26 protein-coding genes, 1 pseudogene and 1 riboswitch are annotated in these 24751 nt (G+C 69.0%); of the genes and pseudogenes, 5 read left to right on the forward strand and 22 right to left on the reverse strand.

What is annotated here, in order from left to right:
* Positions 1-47: 47 nt before the first annotated feature.
* A riboswitch (glycine riboswitch) is annotated at positions 48-161 on the reverse strand.
* 15 nt (positions 162-176) lie between these two features.
* From EV644_RS05235 to clsA, 10 genes are all read right to left on the reverse strand, one after another.
* Positions 177-860, reverse strand: a complete 684-nt coding sequence (locus tag EV644_RS05235) for a dihydrodipicolinate synthase family protein (protein WP_241998063.1) — start codon at positions 858-860, stop codon at positions 177-179.
* A gap of 258 nt (positions 861-1118) precedes the next feature.
* On the reverse strand, positions 1119-1736 hold the full coding sequence (locus EV644_RS05240) for a MerR family transcriptional regulator (protein WP_132188290.1): 618 nt from the start codon (positions 1734-1736) through the stop codon (positions 1119-1121).
* 471 nt (positions 1737-2207) lie between these two features.
* Positions 2208-2702, reverse strand: a complete 495-nt coding sequence (locus tag EV644_RS05245; protein WP_132188289.1) for a bifunctional nuclease family protein — start codon at positions 2700-2702, stop codon at positions 2208-2210.
* 171 nt (positions 2703-2873) lie between these two features.
* Entirely contained in the window at positions 2874-3620 is a 747-nt protein-coding gene (ftsR, locus tag EV644_RS05250; RefSeq protein WP_370451420.1) for a transcriptional regulator FtsR, read from the reverse strand.
* The gene (locus tag EV644_RS05255) at positions 3607-4128 is read right to left on the reverse strand and encodes a zinc-ribbon and FHA domain-containing protein (RefSeq protein WP_132188288.1); all 522 of its coding nucleotides are present in this window, start codon (positions 4126-4128) and stop codon (positions 3607-3609) included. Before EV644_RS05255 ends, ftsR begins: the two co-directional genes overlap by 14 nt.
* 141 nt (positions 4129-4269) lie before the next feature.
* Positions 4270-4650 (reverse strand): glycine cleavage system protein GcvH, encoded by a 381-nt coding sequence (gene gcvH / locus EV644_RS05260; protein ID WP_132188287.1) that lies wholly within the window; start codon positions 4648-4650, stop codon positions 4270-4272.
* A gap of 33 nt (positions 4651-4683) precedes the next feature.
* Positions 4684-6024, reverse strand: coding sequence for a DUF881 domain-containing protein (locus tag EV644_RS46050; RefSeq protein ID WP_241998061.1), 1341 nt, complete (start codon positions 6022-6024; stop codon positions 4684-4686).
* 1 nt (position 6025) lies between these two features.
* Positions 6026-6358, reverse strand: coding sequence for a small basic family protein (locus EV644_RS05270; protein WP_132188286.1), 333 nt, complete (start codon positions 6356-6358; stop codon positions 6026-6028).
* Complete coding sequence (locus EV644_RS05275; RefSeq protein WP_241998059.1) at positions 6355-7191, reverse strand: DUF881 domain-containing protein; 837 nt, start codon at positions 7189-7191, stop codon at positions 6355-6357. The genes EV644_RS05270 and EV644_RS05275 overlap by 4 nt, the downstream gene beginning before the upstream one ends.
* A gap of 3 nt (positions 7192-7194) precedes the next feature.
* On the reverse strand, positions 7195-7791 hold the full coding sequence (gene clsA, locus EV644_RS05280) for a cardiolipin synthase ClsA (RefSeq protein WP_132188285.1): 597 nt from the start codon (positions 7789-7791) through the stop codon (positions 7195-7197).
* 371 nt (positions 7792-8162) lie between these two features.
* Between clsA and EV644_RS05285 the strand changes: the two genes are divergently transcribed.
* On the forward strand, positions 8163-8531 hold the full coding sequence (locus EV644_RS05285; RefSeq protein WP_132188284.1) for a YciI family protein: 369 nt from the start codon (positions 8163-8165) through the stop codon (positions 8529-8531).
* Positions 8531-9847 carry an RNA polymerase sigma factor gene (locus tag EV644_RS05290; protein WP_199239661.1) on the forward strand — a complete coding sequence of 439 codons (1317 nt, stop codon included), beginning with the start codon at positions 8531-8533 and terminating at the stop codon, positions 9845-9847. Before EV644_RS05285 ends, EV644_RS05290 begins: the two co-directional genes overlap by 1 nt.
* A 15-nt stretch (positions 9848-9862) precedes the next feature.
* Here the strand turns inward: EV644_RS05290 and EV644_RS05295 are convergent, their stop codons facing one another.
* Together EV644_RS05295 and EV644_RS05300 are read right to left on the reverse strand one after the other, a co-directional pair.
* A complete protein-coding gene (locus tag EV644_RS05295) occupies positions 9863-10651 on the reverse strand; it encodes a class I SAM-dependent methyltransferase (RefSeq protein ID WP_132188283.1) in 789 nt (262 codons plus the stop codon).
* Between the two features lie 73 nt (positions 10652-10724).
* Positions 10725-11090 (reverse strand): VOC family protein, encoded by a 366-nt coding sequence (locus tag EV644_RS05300; RefSeq protein ID WP_241998056.1) that lies wholly within the window; start codon positions 11088-11090, stop codon positions 10725-10727.
* Positions 11091-11225: 135 nt separating this feature from the next.
* On the opposite strand from EV644_RS05300, the gene EV644_RS05305 reads away from it, so the two are divergent.
* Positions 11226-11579: a phosphotransferase gene (locus tag EV644_RS05305; RefSeq protein ID WP_132188281.1), complete on the forward strand. Its 354-nt coding sequence runs from the start codon at positions 11226-11228 to the stop codon at positions 11577-11579.
* Positions 11580-11591: 12 nt separating this feature from the next.
* On the opposite strand, the gene EV644_RS05310 is transcribed toward EV644_RS05305, so the two are convergent.
* The 10 genes and pseudogenes from EV644_RS05310 to EV644_RS05355 form a co-directional block, all read right to left on the reverse strand.
* Positions 11592-12194, reverse strand: coding sequence for a TetR/AcrR family transcriptional regulator (locus tag EV644_RS05310; protein WP_132188280.1), 603 nt, complete (start codon positions 12192-12194; stop codon positions 11592-11594).
* 56 nt (positions 12195-12250) lie between these two features.
* Complete coding sequence (locus tag EV644_RS05315; protein WP_132188279.1) at positions 12251-12985, reverse strand: SDR family oxidoreductase; 735 nt, start codon at positions 12983-12985, stop codon at positions 12251-12253.
* A 50-nt stretch (positions 12986-13035) separates the two neighbouring features.
* Complete coding sequence (locus EV644_RS05320) at positions 13036-13839, reverse strand: strictosidine synthase (RefSeq protein WP_132188278.1); 804 nt, start codon at positions 13837-13839, stop codon at positions 13036-13038.
* Positions 13840-13876: 37 nt separating this feature from the next.
* Positions 13877-14731, reverse strand: coding sequence for an alpha/beta fold hydrolase (locus EV644_RS05325; RefSeq protein ID WP_132188277.1), 855 nt, complete (start codon positions 14729-14731; stop codon positions 13877-13879).
* Positions 14728-15771 carry an NADP-dependent oxidoreductase gene (locus EV644_RS05330; protein WP_132188276.1) on the reverse strand — a complete coding sequence of 348 codons (1044 nt, stop codon included), beginning with the start codon at positions 15769-15771 and terminating at the stop codon, positions 14728-14730. Before EV644_RS05330 ends, EV644_RS05325 begins: the two co-directional genes overlap by 4 nt.
* A gap of 645 nt (positions 15772-16416) precedes the next feature.
* Positions 16417-18685: pseudogene (locus EV644_RS05335) on the reverse strand (error-prone DNA polymerase); the annotation flags it as partial.
* Positions 18686-18749: 64 nt separating this feature from the next.
* The gene (locus EV644_RS05340) at positions 18750-20342 is read right to left on the reverse strand and encodes a DNA polymerase Y family protein (protein WP_199239662.1); all 1593 of its coding nucleotides are present in this window, start codon (positions 20340-20342) and stop codon (positions 18750-18752) included.
* Positions 20342-21268 (reverse strand): DnaE2-dependent mutagenesis accessory factor ImuA', encoded by a 927-nt coding sequence (gene imuA' / locus EV644_RS05345; protein ID WP_241998053.1) that lies wholly within the window; start codon positions 21266-21268, stop codon positions 20342-20344. The genes EV644_RS05340 and imuA' overlap by 1 nt, the downstream gene beginning before the upstream one ends.
* A 202-nt stretch (positions 21269-21470) precedes the next feature.
* Positions 21471-22313 carry an LLM class flavin-dependent oxidoreductase gene (locus tag EV644_RS05350; RefSeq protein WP_241998050.1) on the reverse strand — a complete coding sequence of 281 codons (843 nt, stop codon included), beginning with the start codon at positions 22311-22313 and terminating at the stop codon, positions 21471-21473.
* A gap of 63 nt (positions 22314-22376) precedes the next feature.
* Positions 22377-23396 carry an aldo/keto reductase gene (locus tag EV644_RS05355; RefSeq protein ID WP_132188274.1) on the reverse strand — a complete coding sequence of 340 codons (1020 nt, stop codon included), beginning with the start codon at positions 23394-23396 and terminating at the stop codon, positions 22377-22379.
* 138 nt (positions 23397-23534) lie between these two features.
* Between EV644_RS05355 and EV644_RS05360 the strand changes: the two genes are divergently transcribed.
* Both EV644_RS05360 and EV644_RS05365 read left to right on the forward strand, forming a co-directional pair.
* The gene (locus EV644_RS05360) at positions 23535-24122 is read left to right on the forward strand and encodes a TetR/AcrR family transcriptional regulator (RefSeq protein ID WP_132188273.1); all 588 of its coding nucleotides are present in this window, start codon (positions 23535-23537) and stop codon (positions 24120-24122) included.
* 89 nt (positions 24123-24211) lie between these two features.
* The gene (locus EV644_RS05365; protein WP_132188272.1) at positions 24212-24676 is read left to right on the forward strand and encodes a PPOX class F420-dependent oxidoreductase; all 465 of its coding nucleotides are present in this window, start codon (positions 24212-24214) and stop codon (positions 24674-24676) included.
* Positions 24677-24751 lie beyond the last annotated feature (75 nt).

The raw sequence follows: 24751 nt of genomic DNA on the forward strand, positions 1-24751 counted from the left end.
TTGCCGGTGGCCTCCCCCTCTGTCACGCATGCACGCTCCAGAGTCGCCTGAGGCACCCGGTCCATGGGCCTGAGAGGTTCCGGGGAGGAATTGCCCCTTCGGCGCCCAGCCGCCGTGCCGGTGAAGGACGCGAGCTGCTGGGACTCTCCCGAGTGCTGTGTACGGCGTGTCCGAGGTTACCAGGAACCTTCGAAGAGTTCGGGCAGCAGTCGCCCGGCAGCCGGCCGCGCGGTGTCTGCCTGCTGCTCGGTGGCGTACGTCATCGGCCAGCGGACCCGCGTGCCGACGTCCGCCCAGCCACCAACCGTGGCCAGGAACTTGTCCAGCGTCGGGCTGGACAGACCTGCGCTCTGCAGCGGCGCGATGTGCTCCGCGAAGAATTCCCCGATCCGCCGCTCCACGTCGAGCGCAGCCCCTGGATCCTTCAAGATCTGCTCGTACCAACGGACAGCACCAGCAGGCGACAGAGCAGCGACATTCGAGTAACTGCCGTGCGCTCCCAGCCTGGTCATGCTCGCCAGGAAGTGCCCGGGCACGAAGAGCGACACCCCTGACTCCAGCGCGCGATCGAACCACTCCTCGTCCCCACCCGCCGACTTCAGCCCGACCAGTGTCGGTACTGCGCGCGCCAGGTCGACGAGCAGCTCAGGCCCGACTTGCGTCTTCGCGTGCGGTGGGTTGTAGAGGACAAGCGAGACTCCCTCGGCTGCGGCGGCCGCGCCGGTCAGGAAAGCCGTGGTCTCCTGGTCGTTGAGAGGCAACCAGTCCGGCAGGATGACCTGGATCCCGGACGGGCTGAGCGCAGCGGCCCGGCGTACGCGATCCAAGGACAGCTGGGCGGATGGGTGGCTGGCGCCCAACTGGAAAGGCAGCTTCGCGGCCTCGCAGGCGGCGGCCAGAGCACATTGATCTCGTCGAACTCGGGCTCGGTGAGGGTCTGGAACTCGCCTGCCGTGCCGTGGGCGTAGACACCGTCCAGGCCCGCAGTCAGCAGGGTCTCGAGCTGCTGCTCCAAGCGGTCGAAACGATGCTGTCGTCGGCGTTGAGCGGCAGCAACAAAGACGCCCACACACCGCGGAGATCTACCGAGGTGAGTGGGCGCACTGAGTCTGGCCGGGTCAGCCGGTCATGCGGGCGCGACGGCGGGCGGCGAGCTCGTCGCCCGCGTGGCCCTCGGAGCCGTCGGCGTGCGCGTCGAGCCGCTCGGTCGGCAGCTCGGACAGCGAACCCTCGACCTCGCGCCAGACACCGCCGAGGGCGATGCCGAAGACACCCTGGCCGCCGGCCAGCAGATCGATCACCTCGTCGGGCGAGGTGCACATGTAGACCGAGGCCCCGTCGCTCATCAGCGTGATCTGGGTCAGGTCATCGATTCCACGCTTGCTCAGGTGGGCGATCGCGCTGCGGATCTGCTGCAGCGAGATGCCGGCGTCGAGCAGCCGCTTGATCACTTTCAGCAACAGCACGTCGCGGAAGCCGTACAGCCGCTGGGTGCCGGAGCCGGTGGCCGGGCGCACGGACGGCGAGACCAGTCCGGTGCGAGCCCAGTAGTCGAGCTGACGGTAGGTGATGCCGGCCGCGGCACACGCGGTCGGGCCGCGGAAACCGACGTCGTCGGGCATCGGCGACAGGTCGTCGTCGAAGAGCAGACCCTGCACGCCGGCGGTGGCTGCCGCCTCGGCGTGTGCTTCGGACGTCGACTGCGCCGTCAGATCAGTGTCGCCGGTGCGTGTCACGCCTGAGCCTCCCTGGGTACCGACTGGAACGGATCACATCCGTGGAGTTACAAGACCCCACAACTCCTTCAAGGTAAGCCGCCGACCAGACCCGGTCAACGACAACCGCCCCGAGCCGGACGCGTGTCGCGCCCCCAACTCGAATCGTTACCTGTCCGCCCTTGTACCAGCAACGTTCAACCTCAGCCTATCCCGCACGCATCCTCACCACCTGCCCCTGCGGTCGGCGGGGTGTCGAGTGGCGGGCTGTTCGGCGACTGGCGCCTTACGAGCCGCCAGTCGTCAAGTAACCCGCCAGCGGTACCTGCCGCACCGTCGCTCGGTACAGCCCGGCCCTCAGCAGACCGGCCGGGATGGTTGGAGTGGCTGCGGCGTCAGCCAGGTCCGGCCGCGAGCTTGCGCGCGTGCCAGGCGGGGCAGGTGGCGCGGCCGACAGCGGACGGACACCACTCAGGTACTGATTCTTGGTGCTCAGCTCTTGTCGAAGTCCTCGGGGGTGACGTGGTCGAGGAATTCGCGGAAGCGTTCTACTTCTTCCTCTTCGACTACCTCGTCGTCGTCGTCGGTCTCGGAGTCCGGGACCGGGATGCCGGCCTCGGCCAGGATCTCCTCGGTGCAGAAGACCGGGGTACCGGTGCGTAGCGCGAGGGCGATCGAGTCCGACGGGCGGGCGGAGATCTCGGTCTTGTCGTCGAAGACCAGGATCGCCTCGAAGACGCCGTCGGTCAGGTTCACGATCCGGACCTGGCTGAGGGTGTGGCCGAGCACCCGGATCGTCTCGGCGAACAGATCGTGGGTCAGTGGGCGGGGTGGTTCCATGCCCTGCTGGGCGAAGGCGATCGCACTCGCCTCGGCCGCGCCGATCCAGATCGGCAGGTACCGCTCGCCGCCGACCTCCCGGAGCAGCACGATCGGCTGACTCGAGGGCATCTCAACCCGGACTCCGACCACGTCGACTTCGCGCACACCTTCAGCCTACTCTGCGGGCCAGCCCCGGGCTGGCCCCCCGGCCAAGTCCCCGCCACCACCGGTCGAAGGCACCCGCCCCCGCACCCCGGCGCACGCGCGGACACGCCCCTGAGTACGGGCGCGGCGCACCCCGGAGTACTGAGTTCGAACGCGGCCACGGACTACGGATCAGCGGGTGAGGCGGGAGCGGACCAGGGCGGCGTGCAGACGGACGGCCAGCGCTGCCAGCTCCAAGGTCTTGTCGTCGCGGCGCGGCTGGACCACCTGCTCGATCAGGCCCACCTCCCGATCCGCGGCGGCCCGGAACGGCCGCAGGTGCCGCGGTTCCACCCCGTACTGCGCGAACTCGGCGGCGGCCTTCGCGATCAGGATCGCGTCGCCGTCGTAGTGGTTGCCCCGGGCCACCACCAGGTTGTGGCTCTCCAGCTGCTCGAGCAGTTCGGCGCTGATGTCCGCCGCCGCGCGCAACTCCTCGCGGGTGAGCTTCAGCTCGGTGCCATAGGTGGAGAAGTCCTCGGCGTCCGGCAGCCCGGCCGGCTGCGGCAGGTGCTCGGGCGCAGCGGGCCGTCCGCCCGGAGCGGGGGGACGGAGGCCGCGGTCCATCGCGCCCAGGTGTTCCTTGATCACCTTCAACGGAAGGTACTGGTCGCGCTGGGAGGTCAGGACATAGCGCAGCCGCTCGAGGTCGGCGGCGCTGAACTTGCGGTAGCCGGACGCGGTCCGCGCCGGCGTCACCAGCCCCTCCGCCTCCAGGAAGCGGATCTTGGAGATGGTGACGTCGGCGAACTCGGTCTGCAGCAGCTGCAACACCTCACCGATGCTCCACCCACCGACCGATGAGCCCACGACCGATGAGCCACCGACCGGTGAGCCCTCGATCGGTGAGTCGCCGAGCGTTGCGTCAGGCTTGGCCACTGGCGTAGTAGACCAGACGGTACTTGCCGATCTGGACCTCGTCGCCGTTCGACAGCTGGAGCTCGTCGATCCGGTCCCGGTTCACGTAGGTGCCGTTCAGGCTGCCGACGTCGCGGACCTTGACGCCCATCCCGTCGCGGCGGAACTCCGCGTGCCGGCGCGACACCGTCACGTCGTCCAGGAAGATGTCGCTGTCGGGGTGGCGGCCCGCGGTGACGACGTCGACGTCCAGCAGGAACCGGCTGCCCGCGTTCGGGCCGCGCTGGACGATCAGCAGCGCGGAGCCGGCCGGCAGTGCGCCGACGGCGGCCTCGTCCTCGTCGGACAGTTGCTCACCGGAGTCGAAGCGCTCGGTCTCGGGCTCGATGCTGATCGGGGTGAGCATCGCGGTGTCGGTCACGCCGGGTGCGGTCACCGGACGGTCCGCGCCAGGGAGCATCGTTCCGCACTGCGAGCAGAACTTGCTGCCCTCGGAGTTCTCGTGCCCGCACTGGTTGCAGAACGGCATGCTGTGATCCTCCCGATCGCCGGCGGCCCGGCGACGTTCTCAGTTGACCCGTGATGACAGTGTGACTGGCCCGGACAAAGGCCCGGACCTCAACCCTCTACCAGCGGTTGAGGTCCGACAAAACCTATCAGTCCTGGCCTGTCAGTTCTGCTCCAGCTGGCCCTGGTAGGTGTCGGCATCCATCAGCGCCGCCACCTCCTCGTCGTCCTCGACCTGGATGTCGAGCAGCCAGCCCTCGCCGTACGGGTCGGTGTTGACCAGATCCGGCTGGTCGGCCAGGGCCTCGTTGACGGCGGTGACGGTGCCGTTGATGGGGGCGAACAGGTCGCTCACGCTCTTCGTGGATTCCAGCTCGCCACAGGAGTCACCGGCCCGCACCGCGGTCCCGACCTCGGACAGCTGCACGTACACGATGTCGCCGAGCGCGTCCTGCGCGAAGTCGGTGATGCCGACCCGCACCGGGCCCTCGCCTGCCTTCACCCATTCGTGCTCGGCCGTGTACTTCAGGTCTTCGGGGTACACCTCGGTCCTCTTTCGCTCAAGGGATACTGCTGGCTACTTCGTCGGGCTGGGCGCCGGGCGAGCGTAACGATGCTCGTCGGGCGCGTGCAAGGCGGTGATCTGCACCAGTGGCAGCTCGACCACCTCGGCCGTTCCGCCGATCTGCGGGCCGGTCACCTCACTGACCAGACCGCCGGGGAAGTTGGCCGCCTCGGCCAGGTTGTGGGACTCCCCGATCGCCTCGATCACGTACGGCGAGCCGACCTTCTCGCCGTCCACCTTCACCCCGGGGGGATCGTCGATCAGGTCGGTGCTCGCGACCACCCGGACCGCGCCGTTGATCTGGATCGCCTCGGCGCCCGCGTCGCGTAGTTCCTCGATCGCGTCGAGCAGGTTGCTCGAGGTCATCTTGCCGTCCGGGTCGTTCAGGGTGATCCGCACGCCCGGACCCTGCGCGGGCAGCGTGCCGGCCAGGATGCCGAGCACCCGGACCTGCTGCTCGGCCTGCTCGCGGGCGGTCTGCGCCTTGTCCGCGCTGGAGCTCAGGGTGTTCTTGCGGGCCTCGAGCTCGGTGATCTCGCTCTCCAGCCGGCGGGTGTTCTGGCCCAGGCCGTCCAGGATCGCGATCAGGTCTTCGCGGCGGGCATTCTGGTAACCGTCGTCAGCCCGGTTCACCCGGACCTGGACGACTGCCACACACGCCACCAGCGCGAGCACGACGGCGATGATCGCCTGCCCCCGGGACGGCTTGAACCCGGCCTTCAGCCGCCGCAACGCCAGGTTCGGCGTCCGCGGCCGTGGCATCGGCGTAGGAGCCGCCGGATGATCCGGAGACACCGGCTCCGGCGGCCGCGGCTTATCCTCCGCAGGCTCAGACTTCTCCTCCGCGGTCGACTTCGCGGTCTCATCCGCCCGTGCTGCTTCTCCCGCCCCGGGTGCCGCAGCATGATGTGGCTGATGCTCGCCGGCCCCGCGGTCCCTGGCGCGCGCGCTGTCTCCCGCGTGGCGCGGCTTGCCCTTCGCGGCTGGCGAACCGGGCTGTACTGCGGGCTCCGGCTCGGGCCCCGGCTCGGGCTCGGGCTCGGGGTTCGGCTCCGGGTCCGGGTCCGGGTCCGTCGACTGTCCGGCTTCCGCCCCCGCGGCAGCTCCCGAAGCGCCCTCGAACGGTTCAGGCTTCAGATCGTCAGCACTCGGAGCTTCAGCCTTCGAAACATCGGGCGCCGGCTGCTCGACCCTCGTCGGGTCAACCTTCGTCTGCTCAACCTCGGTCGGGTCGACCTTCGTCTGCTCAATCTTCGTCGGGTCGACCTCCGCCGGGTCGACCTCCGCCGGATCGGGCGTCGGCGGATCGGGTTTCGGGGGTTCCGAGGGCGGGATGGGGTCGTCGGTACTCATGTCAGGCCCTGAAGATGTGGCGCCGGATGGCCGCCATGTTGGTGAAGATCCGGATGCCGAGGACGACGACCACTCCGGTGGACAGCTGGGAACCGACGCCCAGCTGGTCGCCCAGGTAGACGATCAGCGCCGCGATCAGCACGTTCGACACGAAGGACACGACGAACACCTTGTCGTCGAAGATCCCGTCCAGGAACGCCCGGAGCGCGCCGAAGACCGCGTCGAGCGCCGCCACCACCGCGATCGGCAGGTACGGCTGGGCCCACTCCGGCACGTCGGGCGCGACGAGCAGGCCGAGGACCACGCCGATCACCAGCCCGAGTACGGCGATCATCTCGGTCCACCCACCTTCGCGTATCGCAGCGCGATGGTCGCATCGGCTGGCACCAGCAAGGAATCCTCCGTCGTGATCGTCATCCGGACACCGAAATTGCTGACCAGGTACTGCACCCACTGGCCGCCCGAGCTCTGCGCGAACCGGGCCGGCATGGTTGCCGCATCCCCGATCGCGTGCACTGTGTACGGCGGGGTCAGCGAACTGTAGTCGACGGTGATGGCACTGCCCGCGCCGCGGATGGCCGTCAGCGAGGTGAGCCGGTGGCCGTTCACCGAGATCGCCTCGGCGCCGGCCGTCCACAGACCGTTGACCAACTGCTGCAGATCGACATCGAGCAGCCGGCCCTCCTTGTCGGAGGAGTCCTTCGCGTCGTCGATCACGGCCTTCAGCCCCGGGCCGGTCGCCGCCACGGCACCCGTCTGCAGTTCTAGGTCGTCGAGCTTCTGCTGCAGCGCCGCGCCCTCGCTGGTGTTACTCAGCCCGCCGGCCTGCAGACCCCGTACTTCGTCGGCCAGCTTGATCTGCTGCCCGCGCAGATCGTTCAGCCGGGTGTCGGCCTGGCCGATCCGGGTGATCAGTTCGTTGCGCTGCTTCTCGGCCTCGGGGGCACCGCGGTAGTTCTGCGACGCGGCCACGGTGAGCAGGAAGCCCAGCACGGCCAGCGCGATCACCAGCAGGACCCGATGGCGCGACCTGTTCGGCTTGCCCCCTTGGGACGGCCGCGACCTGGCCGCGACGGCGTAGCCCTCGTCCAGGGGGTGGGCCATCAGGTTGTTGAGCAGCGACATGGACGCGTCGACGCGGCGCTGCCCCGGCGGGGACTGAGTCACGATCTACCCGGCCGGCCCATTGATCGGTTTCACCGTCTGGATGAGGTGACGCAGTTGTGCGAAGTACAGGGCACCGGCCCAGTAGTACAGAGCAGTGCCCCAGATCGCGAATGCCCAGCCGAACACCCGGGCCAGCGTGTTCAGGGTGCTGTCGCCGTCGCCCAGCAGGAGCAGCGGGAACGCGTACAGCAGGCAGAAGGTCGCCGACTTGCCGAGGAAGTGCACCGGCAGCGCGTTGAAGCCGCGTCGGTGCAGGGCCGGCAGGGTGAAGGTGAGCAGCAGGTCCCGCAGCGGCAGCGCGATCGCCAGCCACCACGGGATGATGTCGCGCAACGCGAGGCCGAGCACCGTCGCGAAGATGTAGAGCCGGTCCGCGACCGGGTCGAGCATCTGGCCGAGCCGGGTGGTCTGGTTCATCCGGCGGGCGATCTGGCCGTCGGCCCAGTCGGTGAACCCGGAGATCGCCAGCACCAGCAGGGCCCAGCCGTCCTCCTCCGGGCCGAGGATCAGCCATAGGAAGAGCGGCACACCCAGCAGCCGGATGAAGCTGAGTGCGTTCGGGATCGTCAGTACCCGGTCGGACACTTCCAAGTCCGGCACGCGACCCTCCCCCTGCTTCGAAATCGGGCACCGCGAACCGTGCCCCTGTCCCGGTCGTTACTGTACTTGGGCCCACCAGCAGGTATCGCCCCGGCCACTCCGGGCCTCTACATACTCATCAGGCCTGGTCTGTCCCTGACTAGGTGAACTCACTCCGGACAACCGGGCTACGCACGCTGCACACCAGTGACCCGAAGGTAACCCCATCGAGATCTGGCAGCGCCTCACGGCCGCCCACCGGTACGCCGTACAGGTCCCTGAGCTGTCCGTTGATGACATCGGCAACCACTTGTCGTGCGCTCTCCTGGAGAGCTCGCGCGGGCCTCGTGGGGATCTATGGTGGGCGGAAGGTCGCTGAGGGGAGTGCGCGGGTGAAGTTCCTGATCTTGATCTATGGGAATCCGGAGTCCAGGGAGGTCTGGAACGGAATGTCCGAGGAGCAGCAGAAGGAAGCCATGGTGGGGTACGCCGGGCTGAGCGAGGCGCTGACCGCCAGCGGCGAGCTGATCGTGTCGCACTCGCTGGACGACCCGGCGGGGACGAAGCAGGTGCTGGTCCGGGACGGGAACGTGATGACCACCGACGGCCCGTTCGCCGAGGTGAAGGAGCAACTCGCCGGCTTCTACCTGGTCGAGTGCGACAGCATGGAACGCGCGATCGAGATCGTCCCGCAGATCCCCGAGGCCGAGTTCAGCCTGGTCGAGGTCCGCCCGATCCGAGACCTCGGCCACCTCACCTGATGCCACCTCCCGACCAGCCTCCCCCACCCCTGCCTCCCACCGACCTGCCGTCCGCGGAGCAGGCGGGAGCCGGTCAGGCCGAGACCGGGACTGACCGGGCCGGGACTGAGCTGCAGGTGGTGGAGCAGTTGTTGCGGGAGTTGGCGCCGCAGATCCTCGGTCCGTTGGTACGCCGGTACGGCGGGTTCGACACCTGCGAGGACGCCGTCCAGGAGGCGCTGCTGGCGGCGTCGCAGCAATGGCCGGTGGACGGGCTGCCGGACAACCCGCGGAGCTGGCTGATCACCGTCGCGTCGCGGCGGCGGATCGAGATGCTCCGCAACGAGGCCGCCCGGCAGCGCCGCGAGGAGACCGTCGCCTCAATCGAACCGGCCGAGCCCGCGCCGGTCGCTCAGGCAGACGACACGTTGACTCTGTTGTTCCTGTGCTGCCACCCGTCCCTCACTCCCCCGTCGCAGGTGGCGCTCACCCTGCGTGCCGTCGGCGGTCTCACCACCGGCGAGATCGCGCGCGCCTTCCTCGTACCGGAGTCGACGATCGGCCAACGGATCAGCCGGGCCAAGTCCAAGATCAAGGCGAGCGGCGCGGAGTTCCGCCTACCGCCGCCCGAGGAGTTGTCCGACCGGCTGGCCGCGGTCCTGCACGTGCTCTACCTGATCTTCAACGAGGGCTACACCGCCAGCTCCGGCGAATCCCTGCACCGTGTCGAGCTGAGCGCGGAGGCGACCCGCCTGACCCGGCAGCTCCGCGACCGCCTGCCCTCCGAAGGCGAGGTCGCCGGCCTGCTCGCCCTGATGCTGCTGACCGACGCCCGCCGCCCGGCCCGTACTTCGCCCAGCGGCGCGCTCGTCCCGCTCCCTGAGCAGGACCGGACCCGCTGGGATCCCCAAGCCGTTGCCGAGGGCACCGATCTCGTCACCGAGACGTTGCGCACGGCCCCGGTCGGTCCGTACCAGCTGCAGGCCGCGATCGCCGCAGTACACGATGAGGCCGCCAAGGCCGAGGACACCGACTGGCGCCAGATCCTCGTCCTCTACGAGTTGCTCGAGACGATGGCGCCCGGCCCGATGGTGACGCTGAATCGAATCGTCGCCGTCGCGATGGTCCACGGCCCCCAAGCCGGCCTCGACCGCCTGGCATCAGCAGCCGCCGAACCGGCCCTGAAAGACCATCACCGGGTCGCCGCCGTCCGGGCGCATCTCCTGGAACTGGCTGGAGACCTCGATGCCGCCCGCGAGGCCTACCGCCAAGCCGCGGCCCTGACGCTCAGCCTCCCTGAACAGCGCTACCTCGAATCCCGCGCCGCCACCCTTTGAGCCGTCCTGGTGCTCTCAGACTCGACGCGCCTTCTCGGAAGGGCGGGCCCAGGTCAGATCAGCGACGATCGTGAGGGCCAGGGTGCCGTCGGCCGAGGCCCAGGGGCGGACGACTTCTTCAATGGCAGCGTCGAAGGCGGCCGACTCCTTGGAAGACATGTGCTCGCGAGCCAGTGCCGCGGTCGAGTGGAACTGCTCGATGTAGTCGGCGACCGGCTGACGGAACGGCACCGCAGTACTGGTCGCCGATCCCGTCACCTCGAGAAGGCCTTGCTCCCGGAGTGCGTCGACGACGCGGAAGGCCGGGTCGTAGCCGGGACTTCTCGAGTGGCGTTTGAGCACAGTGACCAGGTCCTCGCGCCACGGTACGTCGCGCGGTCCGTGCGTGATCACGGCGAGCTGCGCGTTCGGGGTCATCACCTCGGCCAGCCGGGCGATCGTCTCCTCCCCGCGCATCCAGTGCAGGCTCGCGCCGGCGGTGACCAGGGCATACGGACCTTGCAGCTCGGCCGTCTCCACCGCGTCGACGTACCAGCGCAGGTTCGGCTGATCGCCACCCGGCCGCTGTCGGCCCGCGTCGACCATCGCCGCCGAGATGTCGACGGCATCCACCCGCTCGACTCTCGCCGCGAGCGGTCTGGCGATCGCACCTTCGCCCGCGCCGATGTCGAGTACTGCGCGTGGCTCGTCGACGATCAGCTCCTCCAGCCGATCGAACACGTCCTCCGGGTACGGCGGCCGATACCGGTACGCCGCCGCGACGCCCTCGTGCCGGAACGTGGCCCCCAGCTCAGGCTGATCCATGCCTCCACCCTCTCTGATCAGAAAACAGACCACACCCTCTCCCGCGTGATCAGAAACTAAACAGCCCGGCGGGTCACGGCCAGGTCTGGGCGCGTTCGGCGAAGAGATCCGGGTCGCTGTGGACCGGAATGACGCAGAGCAGGTGGCCGCCCGGCGCCCGCAACGTGTGGCAGCCCTGCCAGCTCGACACCTCGACAGCCCCGAGTCCCTCCAGCCTGGCGACCTCGGCAGCGACATCATCCGTCTCGATGTCGAGGTGATAGCGCGGCGCGTCATCCACGGCCTGCACCGCCAGCACGTACCCCGGCAACGCATCCTTCAACGTGATGTACTGCGGTTCCCCCGGCGGGCTCTCGGCCCCCACCCCCAGCGCCGCCGACCAGAACGCCGCCGTCTCCGCAGCCTCGTCTTGCGGCGTATCAATCAAGAACGTACTCACTCGACTCCGATGCATCCCCCGAATCTAGACACCGCCCAAGCACCCCCACCACCCGTTTCCTACCCGCCTGTTCGGCCTCCGAGCCGGCGAGAAATCGAGCTGTCCGGCTTCAGGCCGACCGTGAGTATGAGGCGGGTGAGCGAGCTACGCGCGGCGGGGACGGCGGAGTGGCTGGAGTTCGTGCGTCAGGAGTACCCGCTGGCCGACGTCACCCTCGTGCGTGATCTCGGCGGGAACTACAACCTGAATCTCCAGGTCTCCACCGACCGAGGCGCTTTGGTCGTCCGGGTCTCCCCAGAGTGGGTCAAGGCCGACCGGCTGGCCGCAGTACAAGCGGTGCGTGGGTATCTCCGCGGCCTGGGCTGGCCGATTCCCCAGACGGTCCGCACTCACCGGTCCGGGCACTTCGGACCTGGGTTTGGGACAGGCCGCTGGAAACGCCCCGCAGTCCCAGTTGAGCAGGTTGACCCGAGCGACTTGGTCGCGTGACCGCCGTCGGCATCACCCCGGTAGCAGAACCCGGACCTGGTCTCTGATCTCCTGCACGACGTTGTGGACCGGGTTGGCGATGTTGATTGTCGCCGCCATGCTGACGAACATGATCGCGGAGACGATGTGCGCGAGCGTCGCGGCGTCGTCGGAGCTGATGCGCTCGTCTCGCCGTAGCACGTCGGCGATCGCCTTTTCTGTCTGCACGGTCAGGACGAGCGCGTCGCGGTGGTGGGGCTCCTCGGGGTCGCCGAAGACGATCTCCCGCAAGTAGGTCCGCCCGTTGTCGATCTGTTTGCGGTTGCACTCCACGACCGGGCGGACGATCGCCATCACCGCGTCGAGCACGTCGGGGATGCTCTCGGCCGCCGACCTGCCTTGTGCGAGCGCATCGGCGTAGGTGGAGTTCTGCACGAGCAGAAGGAGCTCGCCCTTGGTCTTGGCGTACAGGAACAGCGTGCCCGCACCGATGTCGGCCTTGTCGGCGATCTCCTGGGTGGTGACCTCGTCGACGCCGCGCTCGGCGAAGAGCTCTCGGGCGGCGGCGGTGATGCGGTCTAGCTTCTGCTGCTTGTTCCGCTCGCGCCGTCCGACTGGTTGGGAGGCGAGTGGCATGGTGCCATCCTTCTCTGCTGTGGGCTCCTGCTGTGTGGGCTCGAATGTGCCGGCGCTCATTCTCCCACGGCGACGAGCGGAGCCCTCGTGTCGCGGAGCTCCGGATAGAGCGCCTCGACCGGACCGCTCAGAGCCGCCTTGACCTGGGCGGTCAGCTCGTCGGCGATGACCTCGTGCTCACCGGCCTCGACGGCGTCGTAGACCTTGGTCACGAGCTCCGTCGGCTGCATCTTGGGCCCGTCCGCGTGCGCGGCCATGCGGGTCTCGACGTAGCCCATGTGCACACCCGTGACGTGGACGCCCCGGGGTGCGAGCTCAAGCCGCAGAGAGTTGGTGGCCGACCAGAGCGCGGCCTTGGCGGCGCTGTAGATACCGCCGAACCCATACCAGCTCGCAATTGAGTGCACGTCGACGAGAACGGGCTGCGGCTTGGCGGCGAGGATCGGCGCGAACGCGCGGGCGAGGAAGACAGGCCCGAAGAAGTTGGTGTCCATGTTTGCCCGGATGTCCGCCTCGGTCACCTCCAGCAGGCTTGCGCTCGGTGGGTTGGCGCCCGCGTTGTTGATGAGCGCCGTCACGTCTGGCGCTTTGGCCACGGCCGCGGCGATGGATTCGGCGTCGGTGATGTCGAGGGTGAGGGGGACGATGCGCTCGTCGGCCCACGTGCGAGGAGTGCGGGCCGTGGCGTAGACCTTCGCCGCGCCGCGCGCGAGAGCTTGGTGGACGAAGCGGCTTCCGATGCCGCCGTTTGCCCCGGTGACCAGGACGACTGCTCCGTTGAGGGAAGGCATGTTGACGTTCTTTCTGTTGTGGGGTCGCCGCATGCGGGCGAGCGATGCCGCTATTGCTGGTAGTGCGGGAGGGCCACGCCGTCTTTCACGAAGGTCAGCGCCTCGGACGCTTCGTAGGCGTGGACGGCGGAGGCAAAGGGAGCCAGCGCGTCGGACAAGCTCTCGATCTCAGGGCTTTTGAAGAAGGCCGCTCGCGCCGCCGGATCCGCGAAGCCCAGGATCAGCGACGCGTGGAACCGCTGGTCTGCCGGGTTGTCGTGCGCGACGTTAGGGGTGTCCCAGAGTTTCTCGATCCACGGCAGGAAAGTCTGGGTTCTGAGTTCCTTCAGCACGCCCGTGCCGGCGAGAGCGCTGGCGAGTTCGATGATGTGCTTCCGGAAATCGACGGCACGTACGCCGTCCCGCCGCCTGAGGTAGATCAGGGCTCGGGCTCCGACGTGCTCGCCGGGCTCGGCCACCTCGTACCAGCGCGACGAGTTCGGCGGCCCGAGGTAAAGCAGCGTCCGCCGGAAGACGTTCACTTCGTCCTTGAACGCCAGCCGGGTCTGCTTCCGGCCCCGCAGCGGCGACAGTGCCGACTGGAACGTGATCTCCGCGACTCCGTCGATCTTGCGTTCGACGGGTATTTCCGTCTCGACGCCGCGGGTTGTCGGCCACAGCCCCGGGTTGACCCCGGCGAGGTGGATCTGCCGGTATTCCTGGAAGCCCTTGGTCGCCGAGATGATCTTCGAGTGCGGCCCCTTCCAGTAGCCCATCGGTGTTTCACGAGGCTGATCGGAGCGTACCCACAGCAGGATGGAGGACGCGAACTGCTTCCTCGGTTGGACCTGCGCTTTCGACAGTGACTTGCTCATGTCACTCATTCCTTTGTTGGTTCGGTTGCGGTGACGGTCAGTGGGCGAGGAAGTCGACGGCGACCGGCGCGAACTTGTCGTGGTACTGGAAGATGCCGCCGTGGCCGGAGTCGGGGTAGATGATCAGCTCCGAGCCCTTGATGCGGCGGTGCAGGTCTTCGGAGAGCACCGAGGGCACCATCCGGTCGTTGTCGCCGTTGGCGATCAGGGTGGGCTGAGTGATCGTCGACAGGTCGGCGGGGGCGGAGCGTCCCCACTTCTTGATCGCCTTGAGCTGGGTCTGGAACGCCCGTACTGCGATCGGCGCGTCGCGGTCCGTGGTGCGCTCCTCGAGGCGCTTCACGAACGCGCGGGCGGCAGGCTTGCCCGTGGCGTTGCGGTTGAAGAACAGGAACTCCTTCGGGTCCGACCGGGTCAGAGTCGCCCGCAGGATGTCGTAGTACGTCGTGCCGGCGACCTCGTCGATGTCCTTCCCACCCGAGGGGCCGGTGCCGGTGAGCACGAGCTTGCGGACCAGGCCGGGGTGCTTCACCACGAGAGCCTGGGCGACCATGCCGCCGAGGGAGAAGGAGAAGATGTCGATCTTGTCGAACCCGAGCGCCGTGATGAAGGTGTAGGCGTCGTCGGCCATCGCCTCGACGCTGTCGGGAACGCGCCCGGTCGAGGCTCCGACGCCCCGGTTGTCGAAGGCGATGACGTGGTGCTCCGCGGCGATGGGGTCGATGATCCGGGGGTCCCAGTTGTCGAGGGTCGCGGCGAGGTGAACGAAGAAGACGACAGGGATCCCGCCCTTCGGCCCCAGCTCGCGGTACGCGAAGGTGACGCCGTTGGCGTCGACCGTGCGGGCGGGCGCGTCCTTGTAGGCGGTGATGACGTTGTCGTTCGTGTTCATGATGTTCTCCTGTTCCCTGGTTCGTGCATGATGAGATGGGTTTGTGAGGTCCTGCTGATGACGGCTTTGCCGCGGATGCCGCCCTTTCCTAGCGACTGCACTGCCTGGATGGTTTGGTCGAAGTCGAAGACCCGTCCGACGACGGGAGGCAGTACGCCGCTGTCGACGAGCGCCGTGATCTGGCGAAGCTGGTCACCGCTGGCGCGCATGAAGAGGAACTCGTACGTCACGCCGAGGCGCCGGGCCTGGCGGCGGATGCGGCTGCTGAGGGCGGCCATGACCAGCCGGAGCACCGGGTTCGCGCCGAGCTCGCGGGCGAACGCCGAGTCGGGTGGCCCGGCGATCCCGATCGCCTTGCCTCCGGGGCGCAGCACGCGGAGCGACTTCTCGAGGTTCTTCCCGCCGAGGCTGTCCAGCACCAGGTCGTACCCGTCGAGGAGCTGTTCGAAGTCCTGGTTGCGGTAGTCGATGACGGAGTCCGCCCCGAGCTCGCGCACGAAGTCGACGTCGTCGGCGCTGACCGTGGTGGCGACCGTGGCGCCGAGGTGCTTGGCGAGCTGGATCGCGATCGTCCCGACTCCGCCGGCGCCGGCGTGGATGAGGACCCGTTGGCCCGGCTTCAGGTTGCCCCGCTCGACGAGTGCCTGCCATGCGGTCAAGGCCACCAGCGGTAGCGAGGCCGCTTCCTCGAGGCTGACCGATACCGGCTTCAGTGCCAGGTCGGCCTCGGCGACGGCGATGCGCTCCGCGAACGTTCCGATGCGGTCATTGTCCGGCCGGGCATACACCTCGTCGCCGAACGCGAATCCCTGCACCTTCGCGCCGACGCCGATCACCGTTCCGGCGACGTCGTTGCCGAGGATCTGCGGCAGCTTGTACGGGAGGATCTGCTTGAACTCGCCCGCCCGGATCTTCTCGTCGAGCATGTTGAGCCCGGCAGCCTTGACCTGTACGAGCACGTCGTGATCTCCGACCACGGGCTCGGCGACATCCGCTTGCTGTAACGGCCCCTTGTACTGATTGACGACGAACGCTCGCATGGCGACTTTCCTTCTCGTTCCGATGACTTGCTTCCACGAATATGAGTTAACTCAATAATGAGTGCACTCAGTCAACTTGTCAAGGGAGCCGTCAGGAGAGGCGGCCGGACGCCGGTCGCTGCGCGGGGTACGCGTCCCCGGCGGCGGCTCCGCAACCACGATCCGGGCACACAAATGCCGCCACCCCGGGTGTGGAGTGACGGCATTCGCGCTGCGGTACTTCGGGGTTGGTTCAGGTGGAGGGCGCCGCCACCCGCCGCACGTCTAGCGCGACCAGCAGGTTTGCCGAACGCTGTGTCCCTTGTGAGCGTCCGTCGGCGACACAGCCGCTCTACACCGGGGCAAGCCCGCGGGTCAGTGACTGGGTCCCGGACCCGCGATTACCGCGCTTCAGAGGCGTCAGCTCCGTATACGAGGACTCCCGAGTTGCACGGTGCGATCGCGCGACAGCTTGCCGGCGGCTGCCTGCTTCTCACGCAACAATCGCAGCGTCGAGACCATCGATCTCTCCCAGCCAGCCCCTCGACCGCCCGGGCTCGCCGGTCAAGGCGAGTACGCCGTCGTCCTTGCGGTGTGCAGTACGAAGGGGTGCTTCAGCCGCTGCGCACCGCGGATCGCGGACCGCCTTCAGCTGAACCCTGTGGTTCAGCGGAAGTCTCGGGAGATGGTTCTGGCGGCCAGAGGGAGGCGTTCGAGTTTGTCGGCGACGAGGTTGGTGACTCCGGAGGAGCGTTCCAGGCGGCCGCGGATGATCATGGCGCTGGACTCGCGGGCGATGCGGCGGTGGCGGTTCCAGACGCCCGACGAGCAGATGACGTTGATCATGCCGGTCTCGTCCTCCAGGTTGAGGAAGGTGACGCCGGCCGCGGTCGCGGGGCGCTGGCGGTGCGTCACGACTCCCCCGACCAGGACGCGGGTGCCGTCGTCGGCGGTGGACAACTGGTTCGCGCGGAGGATGCCGCGCTCGTCCAAGGCGGCCCGGACGTGCCGGATCGGGTGGTCGTCCGGCGAGATCCCGGTGGCCCACAGGTCGGCCATTGTCGTCTCCATCCCGGTCATCCCCGGCAGCATCGGCGGCGGTCCCGAACTGCTCACGCCTGACAGGTGCCCCGGGCGTTCCTCTGCGGCACGACCCGCGTTCCACAGCGCCTGCCGCCGGGACAAACCGAACGAGTCGAACGCCCCCGCCGTCGCCAGAGCCTCCACCTGTACTGCGGTCAGCCCCGTCCGGCGGACCAGGTCGGACATGTCCGCGTACGGGCCGTTCTTCTCCCGCTCCTCCACGATGGTGGTCGCCGCGGGCAGCCCGATCGACTTCACCCCGGCCAGCCCCAGCCGCACCACCAATCGCCCGTCCCGCCGATGCAGATCCGAGTCGAACGGCTGCTCCGGATCGAACTCCCCCACCGCCGGCTGCTCCACCCGCAAACACTCCTCGTTGCCAGTAGCAACAACCCGCAGAGCAGACCCAGGGCCCGGGATGGGCGCAGGAGCTGGGTCGGCGGTGGGAGCTGGGTCGGCGGTGGGAGCTGGGTCGGGGGTGGGAGCTGGGTCGGGGGTGGGAGCTGGGTCGGGCCCGCCTTCGCTCGCAGGCTCCGCGGGGTGTTCGAGGGTGCGGGGGTGCTCGGGGTCGAGGGGTTCGAGGGTGGCGTGGATGCCGGAGGTCTGGATGTCGGGGCGGTGGACCTGGACGCCGTGGCGGCGGGCGTCGGCTACCAGGGACTGCGGGGAGTAGAAGCCCATCGGCTGGGCTCGGAGGAGGGCCGCGAGGAAGGCGGCCGGGTAGTGCAGGCGGAGCCAGGTGCTGGCGTAGACGAGCAGGGCGAAGCTGATCGAGTGGGACTCGGCGAAACCGAAGTTCGCGAACGCCTCGATCCTCTCGTAGATCAGGTCCGCCGTGTCGCCGGTCCCGTTCGCCGCGATCCCGTCGTACAGCTTGGTCTTCAGGGAGGAGATCTTCTCGACGCCGCGTTTGGAGCCCATCGCGCGGCGGAGCAGGTCCGCGTCCTCGCCGGTGCAGCCGCCGACCTTCATCGCGATCTGCATCAGCTGCTCCTGGAACAACGGCACGCCCAGGGTCCGCTTCAGTACCGGCTCCAGCGCGGGGTGCAGGTAGGTGACCGGCTCCTCCCCCAGCTTCCGGCGGATGAACGGATGCACCGCGCCGCCCTGGATCGGCCCGGGCCGGATCAGCGCCACCTCGATCGCCAGGTCGTAGAAACTGCGCGGCCGCAACCGTGGCAGCGTGCTCATCTGGGCCCGGCTCTCCACCTGGAACACGCCGACCGAGTCCGCCTTGCCGAGCTGGTCGTAGACGCCCGGCTCCTCCTTCGGGATCGTGTCCAGGTTCCAGTCCTCGCCGAGATGTTCGCGGACCAGGTCCATCGCGTACTGCAGCGCCGCGAGCATGCCGAGGCCGAGCAGGTCGAACTTGACCAGCCCCATCCAGGCGCAGTCGTCCTTGTCCCACTGCAGCACGGTCCGGTTCTCCATCCGGGCGTGCTCGATCGGCACCACGTGCCCGACCGGGATGTCGGTGAGCACCATGCCGCCGGAGTGGATGCCGAGGTGCCGCGGGAACTTCAGCAACTCCTCGGCCAGCTTCACCACCGGCGGCGGGATGTCATGGTCGGCGCTGCTGCGGACCGCGCCCCAGGCGTCCACCTGCTTGGACCACGCGTCCTGCTGCCCGGTGCTGAACCCGAGCGCCTTGGCCATGTCCCGTACTGCGAGCTTCGGGCGGTAGGTGATCACGTTCGCCATCTGGGCGGCGTTGCGGCGACCGTACTTGCTGTAGACCCACTGGATCACCTCCTCGCGGCGGTCGGAGTCGAAGTCCACGTCGATGTCGGGCTCCTCGTCCCGGGCCGCGGACAGACAGGAACCGCTCGAACGGCAGGTCGTAGAACACCGGCACCTCTTTGATCTCCGGCACGTTGCGGACGAGCGCCGGCCGCCGGGCTGGCAGGGAGCTGGGTTCAGTCATAGCTGGCCTCGGCCCACCAGTGGGTGTTGCGGACGGCGAAGAGCCAGGCCCGGCCGTCGGCGCCGACCAGTTGGAAGCGGGCCAGGCGGTTCTCGGCCTCCTCGTCCCACCAGCGCTCCTCCACCGGCCAGGGACCGGCCCAGGCGGTGACCGGATGGAGCTTGTTGCTGTCGGCAACCTGTGGGGCCGGCTCGAAGCGGAAGGCGGCAGGCTCGCCGGACAGCACACCCCGGGCGCTCACGGTGACCTGGCGGCCGTCCGCGGCGAGGACCATCGCAGGTTGGGGTGTCGGGTAGACCGTGCTGGGCGCGGGGGTCGGCCAGCGGTTCGCAGTACCGGAGATCGCGCCGGGCCAAGGCATGTCCGGTGGGTTGGCTGGGACCGGCCGGTCGCCCCACGGGACCAAGGTCTGGCGCTCCAGGAAGCCTCGGCCACCGCCGATCACCACCGAGGCGACGCCGCCGTGGCCGAGCATGCTCTGCACCCGGGACAGCGCCCGGTGGATCCGCTCGTCGGGGCCGCCTCCCCAGAGTCCGTCGACGTGGGCGCCGACCGGGTCGACCTGCTCCGGGATCAACCGGATCCGGACCACCGGCGACGTCAGCTCGCTGGTGGCCGTGCCGCTGCCCTGCAACTGCCAGCGGACCCGGTCAACCAGATCGGCCGGGCTGAACCAGCGCGGGTGCAACCACTCCCGCTCGTGCACCCGGCCGGACTCGGTGCCGACCTCGACCCGCAGCGTGGTGCAGACCAGGCCGAGCGTGGTCAGCTGGCCGACCAGTTCGTCGGCGACCGCGCGGACCGCGAACGCGACCTGGTCGACCCGGTCCACCGGCGGCTCGAAGTCGAGCTTCCGTGCCAGCTCGGGTGATGCCTGCCGGGCGACCACCGGGCGGTCGTCCTCCCCGCGGGCCAGCCGGTGCGCGAACGCGCCGTCCGGGCCGAACCTGGTCAGCACCTCGGTCGGATGCAGCGCGGCGAAGGCGCCGAGCGACCGGAGGCCGAGCCGCCGGAGCAGATCGGTGAGGGTGGGTTGTTCGAGGGCGTCGACCGTCAACGGCGCCAGGAACTCCGCCGAGCCGCCGCCAGGAATCACCGCCACCCGGGTCCCGGCCGAGCTCGCCCGGGCAGCCTGTTCGGCGGCGAACGGCCCGTCGGCGATCCCGACCCGCCCGCCCGGCACGTCGAACGTCTCGAGCCGGTCGAGCAACTTCTCGGCTGCGGCCGGCTCACTCCCGTAGAACCGGCTCGGCCCCCGCGCCTTCAGCGCACACATCCCGGGCCGGATCACTTGGATGCCCGGTGTGAGCGCCTCCAGACAGCCGATCACCGGGTCGAAGGCGCGGGCGTCGATCACCGGGTCGTACTTCAGCACCACCAGCTCCGGGCAGCGCGACTGAGCATCCCGAGCCCGCAGACCGCGACGCACCCCTTCCGCCCGAGCCGCCGCCGAACTGGCCAGCACCCGCCCCTTCGCCAGTACTGCGACCGCCGCGTCCGGGGGATGCCCGGCCGCCGTGGCCGCCGCGGTCACCGGCCAGTCGGGGATCCAGACCACCATCGTCCGGGTGAGACTCCCGCTCATCAGCCCACCGCCCCCCACTGCGCGGCCTCCTCGACCGGCTCCCCGACGCCATCCGAGAACCCGGCGCCACCGGGTCGCGCGGAAGCACCCAGGCCCAGGCCGAACCACTCGGACTCACCAGGCCGGGCGGACTCGGCCGGTTCCACCGAGCGGATGGAGCCGTCGATGGCCGGCAGCCAGAGCTGGTGCTGCTTCGGACGCACGGCGGCCCCCCGGCCCGTCACCGCGACGGTCGCCTGCCTGCCGGTGAGATAGCCCTCGCCCAAGCCCAGGCCGGTCCAGCTGTTGCCCTGCACCTCCAGCCGGGCCTCGCTGCCCGGCCAGGAGCCGACCGCGATCAGCATCGCGCCACGTGTTCGCAGCCGGGCCGACAGCCGGGATGCCTCCCCCGATGTCACGTCGCCCGGCGGCCGGACCACCACCACGGTCAGCGCGTCGACCAGCGCCGCGACCACGCTGAGCCAGTCCCGCTCCGGGTCGGGCACCAGCACCAGCCGCTCGAGATCGACCCCGAGACCCTGGGCCGCCTCCGCGCCGAACGAGGGCATCCCGACCACCCCGCACCACGCCCCTTCGGCGGACGGCCCGGCCATCATCGCCATCACCAGCGCCGTGGATCCGCGCACGGAGTACACCGAACCGCCACGCAGTACGGCACCGGACAAGAGGTCGGAGACGGCCGGCAGCGTGGGCAGCGCACGATCGACGCTCGCCGTGTCCAGCGCCTGCTGCACCCGCGTCTCGGTGGTGCGCGGCGCCGGCACGGTCCGCGCCACGAATGAAGCAGCATCTGAGCCTGGAACGATGCCTGAACCTGAAGCTGAGGTCGAGGTCTCCTCCACCTCGAGCTCGACCTCCCGGAGCTGGGCCGCCTTCTGCTCCTTGGCCCGGGCCAGCAACGTCCGCGCCTGATCCAGCGCAGTCACCCGTCCGCGCCCAGCACCTCCCGCACCCCGGCTCTGCCCAGCGTCGATCCCGCTCGCTCGACCGCGCTCAGGGCCCACCGCGCTCGCCCGGTCCCGCTCAGCCGGACGCGCAGGCAGCTCAGTCGCAGAAGTCCCCGTCACCCACCCATGTTCGAACACCTGTTCGACTCATGTCAATTCTTCCGGGCCGAACCAGGCCGAACTAGACCGACTTGATGATGAGCTCGTCGGTGACCCATTGTGCGACGTCGGCGGGATACGGCGCCGGCAGTCCCAGGACGATGTGCTGGAAGCCGGCGTCGATCGCTTCGCCGATCGCTTCCCGGGTCGAGCTGGGCTCCTCGTAGGAGACCGGCAGGTGGATCGACCGGGTGATCGAGGCGGGGTCGCGACCGATCTCGGCGCAGTACCGGTCCAGCAGTGCACTGCGGCGGATGACGTCGCCGATGTCGCCACCGGGGATGTTCCACGCGTCGGCATGCTCGGCGACCACGCGCAGTACGGCGGCCGAGCGACCGCCGATGAGGATCGGCGGGTGGGGGCGCTGGACGGGTTTGGGGTTGCCGAACGCTCCGGTGAGGTGGAGGTAGGTGCCATCGAAGTCGAACGGTTCGGCCTCGGTCCACAACCGCCGGATCACCGTGCACGCTTCGGCGAGGCTTCCCACGGCGTGGGCGGAGTCGTGGAAGGGCAGCCCGTGTGCTTCGTACTCACGCCGGGCCAGCGGGTGGCTGGGTCGTGAGCCTGCGCCGATGCCGAAGTCGAGCCGACCGCCGGAGACGATGTCGACGGTCGCGGCGATCTTGGCCAGCATCGCCGGCGGCCGGAAGCGGTTGCTCGTCACGAGTACGCCGAGGCGCAGGCGTTCGGTCTGCGCGGCAAGGGCCGAGAGCAATGTCCAGCCCTCGTACGCCGGTCCGCCCAGATCGCCGCCGATCGGCATGAGGTGATCGAACAGCCACGCATGCTCGATATCCGGGATGGCGTCCGCCTCGCGCCAGACCCGCAGTACGTCGTGGTAGTCGACTTGCATCGGGGCGGTCATGATCCCGAAACGAGTCCGGGGTGTTTGCGGCATGAGTCGTGGTCCCTTCAGAGTGAGGAGCGTTCAGCGACGGCGCCGGGACGCGTCGAGCAGGGCGGGTGGGGTGTCGAACTTCTCGTCCGCGGCGAGGTCGACGCCGGGAGCGACGATCGAGTCGATCGCGTCGAGCACGTCGGCGGTGAGCACGGTGTCCGCGGCGGCGAGCTGGGAGTGCAGGTGGTCCAGCGTGCGGGGACCGATGATCGCGCTGGTCACGGCCGGGTGCGCGGTGACGAATCCGAGCGCGAGCTGGATCATGCTCAGGCCCGCCTGGTCGGCGACCTTGGCCAGCTGCTCGACGGCATCGAGCCTGGCCCGGTTGGCAGGGATGGCGAGGTCGAAGCGTTCCGGCAGGACGCTCGAACGGCTGGTGGTGATTTCCTGGCCCTCACGGATCGCCCCCGACAGCCAGCCCGAGGCCAACGGGCTCCACGCCAGCACGCCGAGCCCGTACTGCTCGGTCACGGGCAGGACGTGGGTCTCGATCCCGCGCTGCAGGATCGAGTAGCTGGGCTGTTCGGTGACATACCGACTCAGGTGGTTCTCCCGGGCGGCCCACTCGGCCTGCACGATGCGATACGCAGGGAACGTCGACGAGCCGAAGTAGCGGATCTTTCCCGCGCGCTGCAGATCGGTCAGCGCCGACAGCGTCTCCTCGTCGCTGGTGGTCGGGTCCCACCGATGGATCTGGTAGAGGTCAACATGGTCGACACCCAGGCGGCGCAGGCTGTTGTCCAGTTCGGTGACCAGCCAGCGGCGAGAGCTGCCTTGATGGTTGCGCTCGTCGCCCATCGGCATGTTCGCCTTCGTGGCCAGCACGATGTCGTCGCGGCGGCCGGCGATGGCCTTGCCGACCATCTCCTCCGACTCGCCCTGGCTGTACATGTCGGCGGTGTCGATGAGGTTGATCCCGCCTTCCAGGGCGGCGTCGACCATGGCGGTGGCCTCGTCCTGGGTGGTGCGTCCGATGCTGCCGAAGTTCATCGCGCCGAGCACGAGGGTGCTGACCTGCACACCGGTGCGGCCCAAGGTGCGGTACTGCATGACTGTTCCTCCGGGAAAGGTGGGGATTGGTCCCGGCTCCCCTGTTCTGGCATCCTGAACAAGCGGAGCGGTGTTCCGTTAACCAACATACGGAACGTTGTTCCGTTTGCCAAGTGTGGTGATGGAGGTAGTGGCGCAGTGGTCGAAGCCGACAGCGGGTCAGGGTCGTCAGCCCCGCGGAAGCGGGCCGATGCCCGGCGTAACGAGCAGACGCTGCTGGACGCGGCCGCCGCGGCTTTCGTCAGCTCCGGCGTGGATGTGCCCGTGCGCGACATCGCCGCCAAGGCCGGGGTCGGCGTCGGCACGATCTACCGCCACTTCCCGACGCGAGCCGATCTCATCGTCGCCGTCTACCGGCACCAGGTCGAGGCGTGCGCCGAGGCCGGTCCGGCCCTGCTGGCGAACAGCAGCACACCGCACGCCGCCCTCGCGAGTTGGATCAACCTCTTCGTCGACTTCCTGGTCACCAAGCACGGCCTCGCCGAGGCGCTGCAGTCCGACAATGCCGCATTCCAGACTCTGCACGCCTACTTCCTCGACCGCCTCGTCCCCGTGTGCGCCGAACTGCTCGACGCCGCAGCCAAGGCCGGCGAGATCCGCGCCGACGTGGAGGCCTTCGAACTGATGCGCGGCGTCGGCAACCTCTGCATCGGCGCAGACAGCAACACCCGCTACGACGCCCGCCGCATGGTCACCCTCCTGATCTCCGGCCTGCGCCTCCACTGAGGAGACGCCTCAGCCGGTACGGCGTGCGTTGGCCTGGTGTGCGCGAGACGCCCGTTCTCTGAGCGCGGGGCACCTGCGAGAGTGGGGGTATGCCGAGAACGATTGCCACCAACACCCAGGTCGACACCGAAGCGCTGCTGGAATTCGTCCGGCCGCGCCACCACATGCTGCTGATCACCCGCCGGGCCGACGGTACGCCGCAGGCCTCCCCGGTGTCGGGCGGTGTCGACGAGCAGGGCCGGATCGTCATCTCGTCGTACCCGGAGCGGGCCAAGAGCACCAACGTGAAGCGGGACGCGCAGACCAGCGTGGTCGTCCTGTCCGACGACTGGAACGGCCCGTGGGTACAGGTCGACGGCGCCGGCGAGGTGATCGAACTCCCCGACGCGGTCGAGCCCCTGGTCGACTACTTCCGCTCGATCTCCGGCGAGCACCCCGACTGGGACGAGTACCGCGAGGCGATGGTCAAGCAGGGCAAGTGCCTCATCCGCATCACCCCCGAACGCTGGGGCCCAGTAGCCACCGGCGGCTTCCCCGCCCGCCTCGCCGACTGAGCAGTAGTCCATTGGCGATGACACCAGCGTGACAACGCGGTGATAACGCGGCGCGGTGTGGACTGGGCGGGGGAA

The organism is Kribbella orskensis, from assembly GCF_004342085.1.
Taxonomy (GTDB): Bacteria; Actinomycetota; Actinomycetes; order Propionibacteriales; family Kribbellaceae; genus Kribbella; species Kribbella orskensis.

What these genes read in the sequence shown, in the direction of transcription:
- EV644_RS05255 (WP_132188288.1), bottom strand. Translation starts at nt 4,128, where the DNA reads ATGCCGTTCTGCAACCAGTGCGGGCACGAGAACTCCGAGGGCAGCAAG.
- EV644_RS46050 (WP_241998061.1), bottom strand. Translation starts at nt 6,024, where the DNA reads ATGAGTACCGACGACCCCATCCCGCCCTCGGAACCCCCGAAACCCGAT.
- EV644_RS05270 (WP_132188286.1), bottom strand. Translation starts at nt 6,358, where the DNA reads ATGATCGCCGTACTCGGGCTGGTGATCGGCGTGGTCCTCGGCCTGCTC.
- EV644_RS05290 (WP_199239661.1), top strand. Translation starts at nt 8,531, where the DNA reads ATGCCACCTCCCGACCAGCCTCCCCCACCCCTGCCTCCCACCGACCTG.
- EV644_RS05295 (WP_132188283.1), bottom strand. Translation starts at nt 10,651, where the DNA reads ATGGATCAGCCTGAGCTGGGGGCCACGTTCCGGCACGAGGGCGTCGCG.
- EV644_RS05310 (WP_132188280.1), bottom strand. Translation starts at nt 12,194, where the DNA reads ATGCCACTCGCCTCCCAACCAGTCGGACGGCGCGAGCGGAACAAGCAG.
- EV644_RS05315 (WP_132188279.1), bottom strand. Translation starts at nt 12,985, where the DNA reads ATGCCTTCCCTCAACGGAGCAGTCGTCCTGGTCACCGGGGCAAACGGC.
- EV644_RS05320 (WP_132188278.1), bottom strand. Translation starts at nt 13,839, where the DNA reads ATGAGCAAGTCACTGTCGAAAGCGCAGGTCCAACCGAGGAAGCAGTTC.
- EV644_RS05325 (WP_132188277.1), bottom strand. Translation starts at nt 14,731, where the DNA reads ATGAACACGAACGACAACGTCATCACCGCCTACAAGGACGCGCCCGCC.
- EV644_RS05330 (WP_132188276.1), bottom strand. Translation starts at nt 15,771, where the DNA reads ATGCGAGCGTTCGTCGTCAATCAGTACAAGGGGCCGTTACAGCAAGCG.
- EV644_RS05340 (WP_199239662.1), bottom strand. Translation starts at nt 20,342, where the DNA reads ATGAGCGGGAGTCTCACCCGGACGATGGTGGTCTGGATCCCCGACTGG.
- EV644_RS05350 (WP_241998050.1), bottom strand. Translation starts at nt 22,313, where the DNA reads ATGACCGCCCCGATGCAAGTCGACTACCACGACGTACTGCGGGTCTGG.
- EV644_RS05355 (WP_132188274.1), bottom strand. Translation starts at nt 23,396, where the DNA reads ATGCAGTACCGCACCTTGGGCCGCACCGGTGTGCAGGTCAGCACCCTC.
- EV644_RS05365 (WP_132188272.1), top strand. Translation starts at nt 24,212, where the DNA reads ATGCCGAGAACGATTGCCACCAACACCCAGGTCGACACCGAAGCGCTG.